The following is a 17,480-nucleotide window of genomic DNA, read 5'->3' on the forward strand; positions in this document are numbered from 1 at the left end:
TTGGCCCTAATACCAAACGGAGCAATCCTATCCAAACCCGGGCGAAAAGTTTTGGCAGGCATGTACCCCAGAACATCCCTTCGCAGCCCAGAGCTTGCAAAAATGTCAAAAATCCCAACATATTCGTGGAAATAATCGTCATTTCTCCAGTCAACTTGAAGAAAAACATTTAAGGATTGCAATCTTTTGAACTCCGATGCACCATGATGACTAGGAGTGATTGTTTTTGGCGTCTCTGAGGTCCCCCTGAATGTTCGGGTTAGCCTAACAGCTCAAGGGCGGGATCGTTTTTGGCCTGACTGATAGGGGGGCTCGTTTTTGGAGGTTCTAGAGGATTGAGCTTATACCCCTACCCAGCTGGAACTTTCTGCTCTGGGTTAGTCCTCACGCTCATTATTCCCTCACCTTTGGGACTTCTTCCAAAAATCAGGAGGTGGTTTGAATGAAAGCCGTTCTGCCAGATTCCAAGATACCAAAGAAGTGGTACAACATCCTGCCAGACCTGCCGGAGCCTTTGGCACCGCCCCTCGACCCGGAGACAGACGAGCCCATAGAGCCAGAGAAGCTGCTCCGCATCTTCGCATCGGAGTTGGTGAAGCAGGAAATGAGCATGGAGCGATACATCGATATTCCAAAGAAAGTTCGTGAGCTCTACGCTAAAATAGGCCGTCCGACGCCCCTCTTCAGGGCGACGAACCTCGAAAAGGCCCTCGGAACGCCGGCGAGGATATACTTCAAATACGAAGGGGCTACCGTAACGGGCAGCCACAAGATAAACACCGCATTGGCTCAGGCCTACTACGCGAAGAAGCAGGGCATCGAGAGGCTCGTAACAGAGACAGGTGCAGGCCAGTGGGGAACTGCCCTGTCTCTGGCAGGGGCACTAATGGGGATAAACGTTCGTGTTTACATGGCTAGGGCCAGCTTTTACCAGAAGCCCTACAGGAAGACTATAATGCGTCTCTACGGTGCCGAAATCTACCCCAGTCCAAGCGACGGGACCGAGATAGGAAGGAAGTTCCTGAGCGAAGACCCAAACCACCCAGGTGGCTTGGGAATAGCGATAAGCGAAGCTATCGAGGACGTTCTAAGGGACGAAAAAGCGCGCTACGCCCTCGGAAGCGTGCTCAACCACGTTTTAATGCACCAGACGGTCATAGGTCTGGAAGCCAAGGAGCAGATGAAGGAGTTTGAGGATCCAGATGTCATAATTGGCTGCGTTGGGGGAGGAAGCAACTTCGCCGGCTTGGCATATCCCTTCGTCAAGGATAGACTAGACGGCAAAGCTGACTACGAGTTCATAGCGGTTGAGCCAAGGGCGGCACCGAGCATGACGCGCGGCGTTTACACCTACGACTACGGCGACTCTGGAGGGCTAACGCCGAAGATGAAGATGCACACCCTCGGCCACACCTACTACGTCCCGCCGATACACGCTGGCGGCCTGAGATACCACGGCCTGGCTCCAACGCTGAGTATTCTGATAAACCACGGGATAGTTAGGCCAATAGCCTATCATCAGACGGAAGTCTTCAAGGCGGCCCGGCTCTTTGCCAAGACGGAAGGCATAGTCCCAGCACCCGAGAGCGCCCACGCGGTCAAAGCTGCAATAGACAGGGCCCTCAAGGCGAAGGAAGAAGGTAAGGAAGAAGTCATCCTCTTCAACCTCAGCGGCCACGGCCTGCTCGACCTCAAGGGCTACGAGGATTTCCTCGACGGAAAGCTCGAGGACTACGAGCCAGAAGAGCTTCCAGCTTTGAAGGGGGAGGCTTAGCTTTTCCTCCCCAAAATCATCCTTGGATAGAAGTTCAGGCTTGCCTTGGCCTGGGGGATATCCATGCCAAGCGCTATCCCGAGGCTCATTAAGTCCCTCGGCCCGCGGACTTCCCACCTTGTCTCGGCGGAGCTCGTGATGAACCTCGGAACCTCGTACTTGTTAACCAGCTGCCAGACCTTCATCATGAAACGCAGAGTATGGGCCCTCTCGTAGGGAGAAGCGCTGAGAAGGGGTGATAGGGAAAAGCCTATGGCGACATCCCTTTTGGCCGCTATCCTGGCTAGAACATGGTCGAAGCCAGGGTCTTTCCTTCCGAGCCACGGGCTTATAAGGGCATCGACGCCGGCCTCTAGGGCGAAGCGGTTGATCCTTATGTCGCCGCCCTGGACGTAGAGGAGAACCTTGAGGTTGCGGTTCTTCACTTCCCTTATTAGGCTGGGCTTTTTCGTGACGATGAGGAGGGCAACCTTCCCGTACCTCTCTTTTAGCTCCTTGATTTCCGCCTTCAGGGCGTCGAAGTCGGGGCTCTTTTCTAGGACGAGCCTTTTGGTGAAAACTACCTCGTCAAACCACCCACTGGTCAGCTCGTAGGCATCCTCACTCCTTACGTCCATCTCAACCCAGTGCTCGCGGGAGAAGGAAACTTCCTCAGGCTCGGGGGTCATTCCTCCAGCCACTCCTTGACGGCTTTCACCACCGCGTCCTTCCTCATCGGGAAGGCTTTGACCTTTATCCTGACCTGGATGACGTCTTCTCCCTCATCAACCTCCGCGTCGCCGAGGTAGGCCCTCTGCTTGTTAAAGCGGACGTAGAGCGTTCCCTCCTCATCGATCTTCTCATCGAGGTTGTCAAGGAGGTAGGTTCTATCCTGATCGCTCAGGAGCTCCTTGAAGTAGTCAATGAACTTTCTAACTGCCTTGCTCCGCTTTATCTCGACGTTCACGACTTTAATAGGGTTGCCGAAGAAGCCTCGCGTTTCCACTATGTCAAAGAGAACGTCATCGTCGTCTATCTCCTCCGGGATGAAGGTGCCTATAGCCTCAAGAACCTTGTCCTCATCCTCAGTCGCGTGGATGAAGGTGGTCAGCCTGACGTGATGTACCTTTATCTTTGCCATTTTTCTCACCAGAGAAGAGAAACGATGAAGGGTTTAAAAAGTTCGCCTGGACTGGGGACAAAAAGCTGAATGAATAGAAACAAAAGGGCAGAATCACTTGGTCTTGCCCTTGTTGGCCCTCACACTGGGCCTGACCTTCTCGGCGCCCTTGCCCTTGTTCCTCAGGCCGCGGCTCTTCCTGCCGGCGCTGGTGAGGCCGCGGAAGACCCTGCCCTTGTGGGCCTTGCCGGCGATCCAGGCGATCTTCGGGTCGCTCTTTATGACCGGGTGGTGAGGGTCGACCATGATGACCTCAAACCACTTGTACATTCCGTCCTCGCCGACCCAGTAGCTGTTGAGGACCTCAAGGTTCGGGAACTTGCGAGCGGCCTTCTCCTCGGCAATCCACTGGAGGCTCTTCTTGGGTGAGTACTTGACCATACCCATCTTGGAGGGCTTCCTACCACCCTTCCACCTGGGCCTCTTCCTTCCGCCGCGCCTGACACGAACGCGAACAATGACGTAGCCCTGCTTGGCCTGGTAGCCGAGGCTCCTGGCCCTGTCGAGCCTGGTCGGCCTCTCAACGCGAACGACGACCGGCTCTCTCCTCCACTTTATCATCCTAACCTTGAGAAGCTGCCCGACGTAGCTCTTCTTCGGGCTCTTCCAGGCTTCCCTAATGTACTTGTACATTCCCATCTTGCTCCCTCCTTCCTCGTTTGTGGTTCTCCCTTACGGGAACATCCCGCGGGTTTGCCCCGCCTTAGTCGGGCGAAGTTCGAGATTAGGTTTTTAAAAGTTGCGGAGTAGTCGAAGCGGTGAAAACCATGCGCCTCAACAAGCTCACTTCTCTGCTCAAGGAAAAAGCCTTCGACGGGGCGCTGATAAGCCCCGGAACGAACCTCTACTACCTAACGAGCCTCCACATCCACGAAGCGGGAGAGAGACTGACGGTTCTGGTCGTCAATTCGAACGGTGAGTACCACCTTTTAGCGCCAAGCCTCTACGAGAACGTCATCAGGGATTTCCCTGTTACCTTCTGGCGTGATGGAGAGAATCCCTACGGGAAGCTCGCCGAAATCCTAAAGGAACTCAACCTATCATCTGGCAGAATCCTTGTGGAGAACACGATGAGGGCAGACTGGCTGATAGGTATTCTCAAGCTTGGAAGCTTCGAGTCCCATCCGTTAAGTGTTCTGATGCGCGAGCTTAGAATGAGAAAAGACGCCGAGGAAATTAGACTCATGGAGAAGGCGGCAAAGATCGTCGATGAGGTCTTCGAGGAGATAATCGGCATGAACTTAATCGGAATGCGCGAGAAAGACCTTGCCCTGAAGATTGAGCTCCTCATAAGGGAACGCTCCGACGGGATATCCTTCGAGCCAATAGTTGCCAGTGGTGAGAATGGGGCAAATCCCCACCACGCGCCCGGCGAGAGGAAACTGAGGAAGGGAGATCTCGTTATTCTCGACTACGGCGCCAGGTGGGAGGGCTATTGCTCCGACATAACGAGGACTATCGCGTTAGGAAAGCCAGACGAGAAGCTCCTGGAGATTTATGAGATCGTCAAGAACGCCCAGGAGAGCGCCTTCCAGACCGTCCGCGAGGGCATAAAGGCTAAGGAGGTTGACAAAGCGGCAAGGGACTACATAGCGGAAGCGGGCTATGGCGAGTACTTCACTCACAGAACTGGCCATGGACTTGGCTTAGACGTCCACGAGGAGCCATACATAGGGCCGGATGGAGAGGTAGTCCTAGAAAACGGCATGACCTTCACGATAGAGCCGGGCATCTACGTGCCGGGCCTGGGGGGAGTTAGAATAGAGGACGATGTGGTCGTTGAGGGCGGAAAGGGAAGGAGGTTGACGAAGGCACCGAGGGAGTTGATCACGATTGGGTAGGATTGCAACAGGCCACACAGCCCAGTGGAGATAAGGAAGAATGAAAAGAAATGCAGCCACCCTTGCCATTATCTCTTTCTTCTTCTCACAAGTGGAACCGTGATGAAGAAGAGCATGAAAGCTGGCCCGCAGATGCCGCTGTCGGTGGTGCCTGTCGTCTGGGTCTCGGTGGTACCTGTTGTGCTTGTTGTAGTAGTTTGGGTTTCCGGCGGTTTTTCAACATTTAATGTGAAAGTCTTCTCGTCTCCTTGAATCCACTTGCCATCATCCAAGTAAAAAACCCGGATCTTGTAGGTGTACTGCCCAGCATCTACTGGAGCAGTGAATTTAGCGATGAGTGATAGTCCCCCAGACCCTGCATTTACGGTCTCTTCTTTACTCCAGACTTCAGAGGATTGTAGTATTCTAACAAGCACTTTTGAATCCGCGGAAAAGTTGTACTGGATTTTTATTGGAATTGAAACCTCCCCACCGGCATAAACCTGGAGCGGCGGTGAATAATCCAACACCAATGGCCGTCTGGAGAAGAAGTAAACCATTGAGTAGGATCCTACTGCAACGTAATTCCCGTCTTCAGACATGGAAACACTGTAGACACCATCGCAGGTATCGTAACTCCACAGTAACTCTCCATTCCTGTTAAAGAGATATACTTTGTTGTCTCCGGAGCCTGCCACAATGTAAGAACCACCCATGGAAAGAGAAACACTGTAAACTCCCTTACCGGTTTTGTAACTCCATAATAATTCTCCAGTCTTGTTGAGGAAGTAAACTCTATTACTATACGAACCTGCCGCAGTGTAATTTCCATCCGGAGATATAGAAACGCTGAGGATGGGATAACCAGTTGGATATTTCCACAATAGCTCTCCATCCCTGTTGAAAAAGTAGATCCAGTGATCATAAGAGCCCACTCCAACATACGAGCCATCGGCGGATATTGAAACACTCGAAATATAACCATTGGTTTTGTAACTCCATAACAACTCTCCATCTCGATTGAAGAAGTAAACTCTGCCATTATCTGAACCTGCTATGACATAATGTCCGTCTGAAGAGACGGAGACACTCCTAACAGGGCCTCCAGTCTCGTAGCTCCACAATAACTCTCCCTTGCTATTGAGAAAATAAACATTGTTGTCCTTTGAGCCTGCCGCAATGTAGGAACCGTTTGCTGAAATAGAAACGCTGTATACTCGACCACTGGTCTCGTAATTCCACAGCAATTCACCTTGCCGATTGAAGAAATAAATCTTGTTATCAGCCGAGCCAACTGCAACGTAAGAGCCATCCTCTGAAATAGAGGCACTGTAGACATAGTTACCAATCTTATAATCCCACAATAGTTCCCCAGCCTTGTTAAGGAGATAGACCTTTAGGAATGCCCATACTGCAGTGTAGTTCCCGTTCGCTGAAAGAACAACACCTCCCACCCACCCTTGAGGTGATGTGTTGGTATCCCATAGCAAGGTACCATTCTCACTAAAGAAATACACCTTGTCAGAGGATATTGTTACATAGTTTCCGTCTACTGAGATAGAAACACTCCAAATATAGTCTTTGGTATCGTAACTCCATAATAACTTGCCCTGCCTGTCAAAAAGATAAACCTTGCTATCTAAAGGAAATATCACTGCTATATATCTTCCATCAGAAGACATCGAAAGCCAGTTATGGATTGGATAGCGCACACTGTGGACCCTCTCCCCCTTGTAACTCCACAATAACTTTCCATCGCTGTTGAAGAAGCAAATTTCATTATTGAAATCGAAACCCGCTGCAACATAAGAACCATTCGCTGAAACAGAGACACTGTAAACCCTGTCATTGGTTTTGTAACTCCACAGCAATTCACCTTGCCGATTAAAGAAGTAAACATCATCCCAAGAGCCGACTACAACGTAATTTCCATTCGCCGATAGGGAAACACTGTACGCTTCACTACGAGTCTCGTGACTCCATAACAGTTCTCCATTTCGATTGAAAAAGTAAACTTTGCCATAGTAATTTCCTGTCTCGTCTTTCCAACCGGAACCCGCAGCAATATAAGATCCATCACGGGACATAGAAACACTCCAAACAAAGCCCTTAGTCTCATAATCCCATAATAGTTTTCCATCCTTGTTGAAAAAGTAAACCTTATCGCTAGAACCCACTACAATGTAAGAACCGTCTGAAGAAACAGAAACACTATAAACCGTGTCACCAGTCTCGTAATTCCACAGCAATTCACCTTGCCGATTAAAGAAGTAAACCACGTGATCCCCAGAGCCTACCGCAACGTAAGAGCCATTTGAAGAGACAGAAACACTGTATATCCAGCCACCCACATTGTAACTCCACAATAACTCACCGGCCTTGTTAAAGAAGTAAATCTTGTTATCTGGTGGAGCGGAACCTGCCACAATGTAGCTCCCATCTGCCGAAGTAGAAACTGCTGTAAAATGACCATCAACGTCATGGCTCCACAGAGGTTCTTTTTCTATCACCTGAGCTTTCACCCCAGTCGGCACTAATGCTACCAGCAACAGTACGACAAAGACCCAACCAACTATTTTCCCCACATTGATCCCTCCTGCAGATTAATTACATCATAAAGATGGGATATTTTTTAGTATAAGAAGATTTTGTTTAAATTGCATCTGATGAATAAATGTACTACTTTCTTTAAAGGAAATAACAATTTTCCCAAGGATGCAACTTGTTAAAAAGCCCTATCATTGTCCTGTAGACAATCCACTCAGCACCCAAAACCTTAAATACTCAAAACCGTTATTCGGTGCGATGCCTATGAGGGGGGAGTGTCTTCTCCACCGCTGGAATCACGCCGATATCTGATTACCCCGATAACCCCCCTATTCTGGACTATCGTTCAAGCTCTTTTGGAAAAACTTTGAGGAGGTATGAGCATGGCTGAGCTTAACTTCAAGGCCATTGAGGAGAAGTGGCAGAAGCGCTGGATGGAAGAGAGGGTCTTTGAACCCGATAGAAATGCCAAACCCAAGGAGAAGAAGTTCTACATAACGGTCGCTTTTCCATACCTCTCAGGCCACCTTCACGTCGGCCACGCGAGAACATATACGATTCCCGACGTCATAGCGCGCTTTAAGAGGATGCAGGGCTACAACGTGCTGTTCCCCATGGCATGGCACATCACGGGAGCCCCAATAGTCGGAATCGCTGAGCGCATAAAGAACCGCGATCCAAAGACCATCCACATCTACCGCGATGTCTACAAGGTACCCGAGGAGATACTGTGGAAGTTTGAGGATCCGAAGGAGATAGTCAAGTACTTCATGAAGGCCGCGAGGGAGACCTTCATAAGGGCCGGCTTCTCCGTTGACTGGAGCAGGGAGTTCCACACCACCAGCCTGTTCCCGCCCTTCAGTAAGTTCATCGAGTGGCAGTTCTGGACGCTCAAAGACATGGGACTGGTCGTTAAGGGGGCGCACCGCGTCAGGTGGGACCCTGTAGTTGGCACTCCGCTTGGAGACCATGACATAATGGAGGGCGAGGACGTTCAGATACTGGAGTACGTCATCATCAAGTTTATCCTGCAGGAGAACGGCGAGGAAATATACATGCCGGCCGCTACGCTGAGGCCAGAGACGGTCTATGGCGTAACCAACATGTGGCTGAACCCCGAGGCGACCTACGTCAAGGCCAAGGTCAGGCGCGGCGATAGGGAAGAGACATGGATAATCAGCAAGGAGGCAGCTTACAAGCTCTCCTTCCAGGACAGAGAAATTGAGGTCATCGAGGAGTTCAAGGGTGAGAGACTCATCGGAAAGTATGTGAGGAACCCTGTAACGGGTGATGAGGTCATAATCCTGCCGGCCGAGTTTGTAGACCCAGACAACGCGACCGGAGTTGTTATGAGCGTTCCTGCTCATGCCCCCTTTGACCACGTGGCTTTAGAGGATTTGAAGAAGGAGACCGAGATTCTGCTGAAGTACGACATAGACCCGCGTGTGGTTGAGGAGATAAGCTACATCTCGCTGATAAAGCTTGAGGGCTACGGCGAGTTCCCGGCGGTTGAGGAAGTTGAGAAGCTCGGTGTAAAGAGCCAGAAGGACGAGGAGAAGCTCGAGGAGGCCACCAAGAACATCTACAAGGCCGAATACCACAAGGGCATCTTCAAGATTGAGCCTTACGCTGGAAAGCCCGTTCAGGAGGTTAAGGACCTAATAGCGAAGGAACTCCAGGAAAAGGGCATCGCCGAGATAATGTACGAGTTCGCCGAGAAGCCGGTCATAAGCCGCTTCGGCAACCAGGCGGTCATCAAGATAATCCACGACCAGTGGTTCATCGACTACGGAAACCCCGAGTGGAAGGAAAAGGCGAGGGAAGCTCTAGCCAACATGACGATTTACCCAGAGAGCAGGCGCACACAGTTCGAGGCGGTAATAGACTGGCTCGACAAAAAGGCCTGCGCGAGGAAAGTTGGCCTTGGAACACCACTCCCATGGGATCCGGAGTGGGTAATCGAGAGCCTGAGCGACTCGACTATCTACATGGCCTACTACACCATAAGCAGGCACATCAACAAGCTGAGAGAAGAGGGCAGGCTCGACCCCGAGAAGCTCGACAGGGAGTTCTTCAACTACCTGTTCAGGGAGGAGTTCAGCGAAGAGAGAGAAAAGGAGCTGAGCGAGAAGACCGGAATTCCGGCCGAAATAATACACGAGATGAAGGAGGAGTTCGAGTACTGGTATCCGCTCGACTGGCGTTGCTCGGCGAAAGACTTAATCCCGAACCACCTGACGTTCTTCATCTTCAACCACGTGGCGATATTCAGAAAGGGGCACTGGCCGAGGGGCATAGCCGTAAACGGCTTCGGAACGCTTGAGGGCCAGAAGATGAGCAAGAGCAAGGGCAACGTGCTGAACTTCATCGATGCCATCGATGAGAACGGCGCGGATGTTGTGAGACTCTACATAATGGGTTTGGCTGAACACGACAGCGACTTCGACTGGCGCAGGAAGGAGGTCGGCAAGCTCAGGAAGCAGGTCGAGAGGTTCTACGAGCTAGTGAGCGAGTTCGCGAGCTATGAGGCCAAAGAGGGCGTCGAGCTGAAGGACATCGACAGGTGGATGCTGCACCGCCTGAACAAGGCCATTGAAGGAGCCACCAAGGGCCTGGAGGAGTTCAGGACGAGAACGGCCGTGCAGTGGGCGTTTTATTCAGTCCTGAACGACCTGCGCTGGTATCTAAGGAGAACCGAGGGAAGGGACGACGAGGCAAAGCGCTACGTCCTGAGAACCCTCGCCGACGTATGGGTCAGGCTCATGGCCCCGTTCACACCGCACATCAGCGAGGAGCTCTGGGAGAAGCTCGGAGGAGAGGGCTTCGTGAGCTTGGCGAAGTGGCCCGAGCCTAACCCGGCCTGGTGGAACGAGACCATCGAACTGGAGGAGGAGTACGTCAAGAACCTCATCGAGGACATCAAGGAGATAATCCGCGTTGCGAAGATAGAGGACGCAAAGAGGGCATACATCTACACGGCTCCAGAGTGGAAGTGGCGGGTTGCTGAGGTCGTCGCTGAAAAGAGGGACTTCAAGGCAGCCATGTCCGAGCTCATGAAAGACCCTGAGATGAGGAAGCACGGCAAGGAGATAAGCAAGATGATACAGCGCCTGATAAAGGACAGAGCCTTTGAGATCAAGCGCATCGACGAGGAAAAGGCCCTGAGAGAAGCCAAGGACTTCATCGAGAAGGAGCTTGGCTTGGAGATAATCATCAACCCAGAGGAGGACAGGGGTGGAAAGAAGAAGGCCGCGATGCCGATGAAGCCGGCGGTGTTCGTGGAGTGAGGTTTTCATCCACTCCTTTTTTTGCAGTTTGATTTTTAACCCGCAATTACTTCAACGCCATTTTATAAAATTTTTCTCCGAAAACTCCTTAAAGCTAATTCCTTTAGCATTTTTCGGTGTTTTCCATGCCCACTGACGAGGAAACGTTTAAGAAAGATGTTCTCTCCAGAATTCCACTCCGAGACGAGCCGCCACTACCTCCCGACTGGCTCCATATCGAGATGCTCGAACGCTTCCGCGTCCTTCGGTTCGCACCGATAAAGCCTAGCATGAACGTCCTTGAGGTTGGCTGCGGCGCTCACGCGCTAACAACCGTTCCACTCGCACATCCCATTGGAGAAACCGGCCGCGTGGTTGCCGTTGAGCTGAGCAGATGGCACTTCTTTGAGGAGATAACCTCCGTGGCTGGCCTAAAGCATAGGATAATCCCCCTCAAGGTAGATGCGAAGAAGCTGCCTTTTCCGTTTAAGGCCTTCGATTTAGCCGTTCTCGTTCATGGAGTTAGAAGCCTGAAAAATGAAGAAACGATGGTTACAGTCTTCTCCGAGATGCTCCGCGTGGCAAACATGGTTTTCATAGCGGAGAGTCTTCCCATAGCGAACAACGAGAGGCAAAGGGCACATCTTGAGCTCTACAACCTGCGCGAGGACATCTTTGAGGCGCTCCTCGGCGAGAAGGACGACCTGCACTATCTCCCGCTGGAAAGGCTGAAAGAGCTGGTGGAAACGGCCGGTGGAGAGATAATCGAAAGCGGAACCTTTGAGCCGGGCCTGCCGCACTACTTAGCCTACATCCCACGGGAATACGTGGAGCAGATAAAAAACGGGAAAAAGCGCGCCGAACTTCTGGAGCGGTGGGATAGGGCCTACGAGAAATGGAAAGCTGGTGCGGAGCATCCGCCGGTGGGATGGGTTCTGGCGGAAAAAGGTGAGTAAAGCTCAGAACTCCCTCTCAACGAGGAACTCGGCGAGAAGCTCCAAATCCCTGCGTGCTTCACTCTCGGGAAGGATCTTCAGGGCATCGTTGGCCTCCCTGACGAGGTTCTTAGCGTATTCTGCGGCGTAGTCTATGCTGCCATACTTCCTGAGGAGCTCGATGGCCTTAGCCACTTCCCCCTTAACGTCCTCGTGAATCAGGGCGTCGTCCTTGGCATCGCCTGCGTACTTTCCAAAGACTCTCATAAACTCAGCCTTGTCCTCTTCGCTGGCGTGCTGGAAGAAGTGGCTGACTATGAGCGTCTTCTTGCCCTTTCTTATGTCGCTGCCGACGGGCTTGCCGAGCTTTTCCTCATCGGCGATAAGGTCGAGAACGTCGTCCCATATCTGGAAGGCTATGCCAACGTTCCTGCCCCACTTCGAGAGCGCCTGAATGTAGTCCTCGTTGTCAGTTCCAACGATAGCACCTATCGTTGCTGAGCCGTCGAAGAGTGCTCCGGTCTTGCCACTTATCATCTGGAGATATTCATCAACGGTGACCTCTTCCCTCGTCTCGAACTCGATGTCGAGAGCCTGTCCCTCGCACAGCTCGTTGGAAGTCTGGACGAGGACTTCTAAAATCCTCGCTTTCTTCTCGGGACTGATCTCGGCCCTGGCAACAGCCTCGAAGGCCTTGCTGAAGAGCAGGTCGCCGGCGAGGATTGCCATGTTGATGCCCCAGACCTTATGGACGGTCGGCCTTCCGCGCCTGAGCTCGTCCATGTCCATTATGTCGTCGTGGACGAGGGAGTAGTTGTGTATGAGCTCAACCGCGGCCGCTGGATAGAGTGCCTTGCTTGGATCACCGCCAACGGCTTCAGCCGCCCTCAGGACGACGAACGGGCGAACCCTCTTGCCGCCAGCGAGCGGATAATGCCTGGCAGCGTCGTAGAGCTTCCTCGGTTCTCTCTCCGGAATGAGCTTGAAGAGCACATCATCAACGTCCTTTGCCATCTCCTTAACCCTTGCAAACAGCTCATCATACTTCGCCATTCTATCACCTCGTGAGCGATGAAAGCAATGTCAAAGGGAAAAAGGGGTAACTCTTTATCAGTTTTACCCCTACTTAATCTCCACAGTGTAGCCGTTGCGCGAGACGAAGACGTCCCTACCTATGAGGTAGCCTTCTTCTTCAGCTAGCTCGGCGTAGTGGGTGAGCATCCTGAAGTCGCCGTGGCCAGGGACGATGTTCTCTGGATTGAGAATTCTCAGCAGGTAGCGATGGTCCTCCCTGCTGGCGTGGCCTGAAACGTGGAGGTCCTTTATCATCCTAACGCCCCTCATCCTGAGCTTGGTTTCGAGAACGTAGCGCTGGGCCCTGTTGAGTGGGTTAGGAATGGTGCCGGCGGAGAAAACGACGGTGTCGCGCTTGCCTATGTCGTAGAGCTCCCCATTTGCCATCCTGGTTAAAACGGCACCTGGCTCACCCTGATGACCGGTAACTATGAGAAGGTAGTTTTCCCTTGCCTGGGAGACTTCTTTAAGGACTTTTCTGACGGCGTTTGGGCTCCTCACGGCCTTGGCTCCCTTCATTTTGATGAGACCAAGCTGCTTGGCTATGCCCGTGTATTTGGCCAGAGAGCGGCCAACTAAGACAGCCTGCCTCCCCATCTTGCTGGCTATCCAGATGAGCTCCTGAAGGCGTGCTATATGGCTGGCAAAGGTTGTAGCTATCAGTCCGTCAGATTCCATGCCCTCATAGAGGAAGAAGTCCTCGAGGAGCATCTGAGCAACTGCCTCGCTCGGCGTTTTGGTGGGTTCAGCAACACGCGTCGATTCTGGAATGAGAACCTTGACACCCTCCTTCCCGAGCTCTTTAAGCCTGTCGTAATCGGGCCTTTCGCCGAGAGGGTTGTTGTTGTCGAACTTGAAATCTCCAGTGTGGACAACGGCGCCTTCGGGCGTGTGAACTACAACAATGGCAGCTTGAGGGACAGAGTGGGTAATCTGAACGAACTCGATTGCTAAGTTCTCGCTAACTTGAACTATCTCTCCATATTCGGTCTCGTACATGGGGTTCTTGACCTCGAAGTACTGCTCGCTTTTGACCTCGCTCTTGGCGAGCTTTATGGTGTAGGGAGTTCCATATATCGGCACGTCAGGATAATGGGGAGCGAGCTTGCCGACGGCACCTATGTGGTCAAGGTGGCCATGGGTAAAAGCAATGGCGACAACTTTTTTGTTTCTGATTGGTGAATCGTCAGGAATAGCCCCAAGCTTCTGGAGCTCCTTCGTGGGGAACTGCTGAATATTTACATCCTCGTGGATGAGAACCCTGTCAAGCCTTATTCCCATGTCGATTATAACGACCTCTCCGTTGTATTCGACGGCGGTCATGTTTTTACCGACTTCCTCGTAACCGCTGAGCGTGTAAATCTTTATCATGCTCTTTCCTCCTTCGGCCTCTAAGCTCATAAGAGCATAAGGCCCCGTTGGTCATAGTTGTTCTTGAGAGTTTAAAAAGGTGTGCATTCTCAGGTTAAACAAACATCTTCCTATGCCATCTGACATTTTCCAGCTATGAGCGAGGCTTTCAAAAGGTAGTAAAGAAAAGAATGTCAAAGAACCTGTGCTATTCTTACCCCTCAGGATTCTACCAAGTGTTCGTAGAATATCTCCACTCCTCTAATTTTCGCCAATATCCGGAGATATTCAGTGTATACCTCTGAAGGATACATGAAGTACAGTTCTGAATTCCTGTCTTGAAGCTTTGGAAGCACCGTATAGTCTACTCTAGCGATGTGATAGAGCACCACCTGGGAGATTAGTGGATCGAGGGTGTAAAAGTTGTTTCTGTGGAGCTGGTTCAGGAGATCGTTGGTCTCTGAGTATACCATGTCCCGAATTTTGGACACATTGAAGGGGTAATCAAGCCTCATTGGAACTTTTGCGACATCGTCTTTGGAAATATTATAGTACCCTTCAGCCCAGCTGAAATAGAACAGCGCTAGAGAATTAAATCCACGGGTGGATAAGTTTTTTGAAAGGCTGTAATAGGTCAGTCCATATGCCCCATAGGCCTCCAAGCTCCCCTGTTTTGTTTTGTTAATAAGGACAAGCTCAGAACCCAGTGAGTCTCCCCGATTTTGGATTATTATACGGGCCTTTTCGCTTAGAATCTCGTCACTTGAAGACCCAGAGTTAAGTTCGATAACTCTCCTTATTCCCAGCTCAACGTAAGGAAAGACATAGTTCTCATAATATTCTGGGAGTCCCAAGAGGGATCTGCATACATCCTCGGAGAAACCGTATTCTCTGGCATACTCATCATAATTTAAATCATGGTTATCAACCAGCAAAAGTTCGAGCCACGCCAACAACGCATATGCCCGGGGTTCCGTGACCTCACTCTCAAGATTCCTGAAAGCCCTTAAATAGTATTCTTGGGTGTTCCTCAGTTTTTCATATTTGGGACTTATATTTCGTATTAAAGCATAGAATCTCTCATGGGTCATGTTTCTTGGGCAGGAAATGTTGCTCTCAACAGCATCCCATGCATAGGAAGAGTAAAGGGGCCATGTATATATGCCCGTGTCATAGAACAGTTCCTCAGATTTCATATAACCGTTTTTAACTTGAGACCTAATTCTGTCAATGTCTTTTTTGCTGATTAAGTCCCAAAAATCGAATTTTCCGAATTCCCTACTAAATGAATGACGGGCATACATCTCATCTACAGAGTATTCATAGGCCTGATCACTCTCTTTGGGTTCACTGAGTGGATTAAAATAAAAAAAGAGACTGAAAAATACAATCCCCATCAGGAGAAATGTCAAGAAGCTTTTCTTTTTCATATCCATCACCAGTTTTTAATAACAGTCAATGTATACTCTCTACTGACGGAGATAGTTTTTATGTATTTCGAAATTCCAAGCGGCTGCATGTTGAGCTCCCCTTTGATACCCTTGCTAAACACCCAGCTAGAATGCTCATAGAACCAAATTTCAGTTCTTGAGTAAGCCCGTATTCTGTAACTGTATGTGCCCTGTCCCAATCTCCCAGTGTCTGTTGGTTTGACTCTAAGTATCATCCCACCAGTTATATGATTCCCAATATATCTTGAGAAACTTGGATCAGTTATAAGTTGAGGCCCACTTTGAGAATAATCCTGTCTCGTCAAAAGCTTGATAAAATCTATGACTAGATCGGCGTAGGGAATGTTACTAGCGATTTTGTCTATCATGTATCCTACAACACCATTAATGAGAGAGGCATACCTAGAGGGGATGCCACTTCCATCATTATCTCCTACCCACCAGAGCTCATATTCAACATTCGTTGGCCCACTAATTTGAGATACTGTTAGCCGCTTATTTTTTGATATAAAACAACCGGAACTTAAATGACAGAGTGGTTCATTATCAATTCCCGTGAAGCTACTTACGATAAGTGTTTGCTGAGTGCCTGCACTTATGCGTGGATATTCCCCATAAGAGGAAAATTGTTTCATCAACTCTTGCACTGCTACTGTAATAAGAAACCGTTGTGGTGTACTTGTTCCACCCAAGTTCTTTATATGCGCTTACATTTTTTGCCACAACTCCCACCATCAGCAGCCCCAAGAGGACTGCTATCAAACCTTTCCACTTCACACAGTTCACCTCCATGGCTTGTCTGCAATACTCACTATGCAACTTTCAATTATAAATTTTTCCTTTTACCACATATAAAAATTCTTCTCTTTTTTTTCGGTTATAATTCTATTCGGAGTTGGGTTTTGCTCTTAAAATGAGCAAATAGAAGGAAGAGTAAAAGAGTCGCGTGAAGGCAGAGGATGTAAAATCACCGCCTCCGGAGGTACGCCGGCAGGTCAATCCTCTGGCTTAACCACTCCCTCGTGAAGCCTGTAATCACGAGCGGAACCTTCCTCAGCTCCTCGACGTTCCTAGCGCCAACGAGGAACATCGCGTTGCGGATCTCCTCGATGTAGCGCTGGAGGACTTTGATTACACCATTGACGTCGCCTTTCACCGCGGGTCTGAGAAGAGGCAGGGCAACGCCCGCGAAGGTGGCTCCCATCGCTAGCGCCTTCGCCATCGCTATTCCGTCGCGCATTCCCCCTGTGGCTATAATCGGCAGCTCGGTGGCGTATCTGACTTCAGCCACGCTTATGGCTGTCTTTATGCCCCAGTCCCAGAACTTCAGAGCGAGGTTCCTGCCAAGCTCGTCCTTGGCTCGATAGTACTCAACGCCGCTCCAGCTCGTCCCGCCGAGGCCGCCGACGTCAATCGCGTCTATTCCAATGCTCTCGAGCCTTATCGCGACCTCCATTGAAACTCCCGCGCCGGTTTCTTTAGCGATTATCGGGTAGGGGAACTCGGCCTTGAGCTCGGCCAGGGCCTTCAGCACTCCGCGGTACTGTGTGTCGCCCTCCGGCTGGACGCTCTCCTGGAGAGGATTCATGTGTATGGCAAGAGCATCGGCCTGAATTGTCTCGACTGCCTTCAGTGCTTCCTCAATCCCGTATCTGTTAGGCATCGTCTCGGCGAACTGCGGCGCGCCAAGGTTGCCGACGAGGAAGACGTCAGGAGCAACGTCTCTAACGTAGTAGCTCTCCCACGTTTCTGGCTTCCTTATCATGGCCCTCTGACTTCCAACACCCATCGGGATGTTCAGCTCCCGGGCGGCTTTTGCGAGGGTCTTGTTTATCTTTCCGGCGAGCTGAGAGCCCTTCGTTCCGCCGGTCATGCCGGCTATCATTATCGGGTAATCGAACTTCCTCCCGAGAAACTCAACACTGAGGTCGATTTCATCCTTGTCTATCTCGGGCAAGCTCATGTGGACAAAGTGCACATCCTCAAATCCGTTGCTCACGTGGGCCTGGACGTTCTGCTTGAGGCAGTGTTCGATATGTTCAAACTTCCTGATGATCGTGAGCTCTTCCTTATCGAAGGCCTTCATCTCAACCACCAGAAAAGA

General features: G+C 50.8%; 13 protein-coding genes. 4 read left to right on the forward strand and 9 right to left on the reverse strand.

The genetic code is table 11. From position 1 onward, the window contains the following. Positions 1-442 precede the first annotated feature (442 nt). Positions 443-1,774 (forward strand): TrpB-like pyridoxal phosphate-dependent enzyme, encoded by a 1,332-nt coding sequence (locus E3E32_RS05370; RefSeq protein WP_167730676.1) that lies wholly within the window; start codon positions 443-445, stop codon positions 1,772-1,774. On the opposite strand, the gene E3E32_RS05375 is transcribed toward E3E32_RS05370, so the two are convergent. The 3 genes from E3E32_RS05375 to E3E32_RS05385 all read right to left on the reverse strand — a co-directional run bounded on the left by E3E32_RS05375 (position 1,771) and on the right by E3E32_RS05385 (position 3,572). Continuing rightward, on the reverse strand, positions 1,771-2,442 hold the full coding sequence (locus tag E3E32_RS05375) for a Ribonuclease P protein component 3 (protein ID WP_167731008.1): 672 nt from the start codon (positions 2,440-2,442) through the stop codon (positions 1,771-1,773). The two genes, E3E32_RS05370 and E3E32_RS05375, sit on opposite strands and share 4 nt — an antisense overlap. Continuing rightward, complete coding sequence (locus tag E3E32_RS05380; RefSeq protein WP_167731009.1) at positions 2,439-2,894, reverse strand: RNA-binding protein; 456 nt, start codon at positions 2,892-2,894, stop codon at positions 2,439-2,441. The genes E3E32_RS05375 and E3E32_RS05380 overlap by 4 nt, the downstream gene beginning before the upstream one ends. 93 nt (positions 2,895-2,987) lie before the next feature. Further along, positions 2,988-3,572 carry a 50S ribosomal protein L15e gene (locus E3E32_RS05385; protein WP_167730678.1) on the reverse strand — a complete coding sequence of 195 codons (585 nt, stop codon included), beginning with the start codon at positions 3,570-3,572 and terminating at the stop codon, positions 2,988-2,990. A 128-nt stretch (positions 3,573-3,700) separates the two neighbouring features. Here E3E32_RS05385 and E3E32_RS05390 point away from each other — a divergent pair, with 128 nt between their 5' ends. Next, positions 3,701-4,774: a Xaa-Pro peptidase family protein gene (locus tag E3E32_RS05390; RefSeq protein ID WP_167731010.1), complete on the forward strand. Its 1,074-nt coding sequence runs from the start codon at positions 3,701-3,703 to the stop codon at positions 4,772-4,774. 68 nt (positions 4,775-4,842) lie between these two features. Here the strand turns inward: E3E32_RS05390 and E3E32_RS05395 are convergent, their stop codons facing one another. Then, positions 4,843-7,338, reverse strand: coding sequence for a DUF5711 family protein (locus tag E3E32_RS05395; protein WP_167730680.1), 2,496 nt, complete (start codon positions 7,336-7,338; stop codon positions 4,843-4,845). 345 nt (positions 7,339-7,683) lie between these two features. On the opposite strand from E3E32_RS05395, the gene leuS reads away from it, so the two are divergent. Then, a complete protein-coding gene (gene leuS / locus E3E32_RS05400) occupies positions 7,684-10,587 on the forward strand; it encodes a leucine--tRNA ligase (protein WP_167730682.1) in 2,904 nt (967 codons plus the stop codon). A 125-nt stretch (positions 10,588-10,712) separates the two neighbouring features. Then, positions 10,713-11,522 (forward strand): class I SAM-dependent methyltransferase, encoded by an 810-nt coding sequence (locus E3E32_RS05405; RefSeq protein ID WP_167730683.1) that lies wholly within the window; start codon positions 10,713-10,715, stop codon positions 11,520-11,522. A gap of 3 nt (positions 11,523-11,525) precedes the next feature. On the opposite strand, the gene E3E32_RS05410 is transcribed toward E3E32_RS05405, so the two are convergent. From E3E32_RS05410 to fni, 5 genes are all read right to left on the reverse strand, one after another. Continuing rightward, a complete protein-coding gene (locus tag E3E32_RS05410) occupies positions 11,526-12,554 on the reverse strand; it encodes a polyprenyl synthetase family protein (RefSeq protein WP_167730685.1) in 1,029 nt (342 codons plus the stop codon). 69 nt (positions 12,555-12,623) lie between these two features. Then, entirely contained in the window at positions 12,624-13,946 is a 1,323-nt protein-coding gene (locus E3E32_RS05415) for an RNase J family beta-CASP ribonuclease (protein WP_167730687.1), read from the reverse strand. A 200-nt stretch (positions 13,947-14,146) separates the two neighbouring features. Then, positions 14,147-15,361, reverse strand: a complete 1,215-nt coding sequence (locus E3E32_RS05420; RefSeq protein ID WP_167730689.1) for a hypothetical protein — start codon at positions 15,359-15,361, stop codon at positions 14,147-14,149. Further along, complete coding sequence (locus E3E32_RS05425) at positions 15,361-16,011, reverse strand: hypothetical protein (protein ID WP_167730691.1); 651 nt, start codon at positions 16,009-16,011, stop codon at positions 15,361-15,363. The genes E3E32_RS05420 and E3E32_RS05425 overlap by 1 nt, the downstream gene beginning before the upstream one ends. A 332-nt stretch (positions 16,012-16,343) precedes the next feature. Next, positions 16,344-17,462, reverse strand: a complete 1,119-nt coding sequence (gene fni, locus E3E32_RS05430; RefSeq protein WP_167731011.1) for a type 2 isopentenyl-diphosphate Delta-isomerase — start codon at positions 17,460-17,462, stop codon at positions 16,344-16,346. Positions 17,463-17,480 lie beyond the last annotated feature (18 nt).

Origin of the sequence: Thermococcus sp. GR6 (assembly GCF_012027415.1) — an archaeon.
GTDB lineage: Archaea > Methanobacteriota_B > Thermococci > Thermococcales > Thermococcaceae > Thermococcus > Thermococcus onnurineus.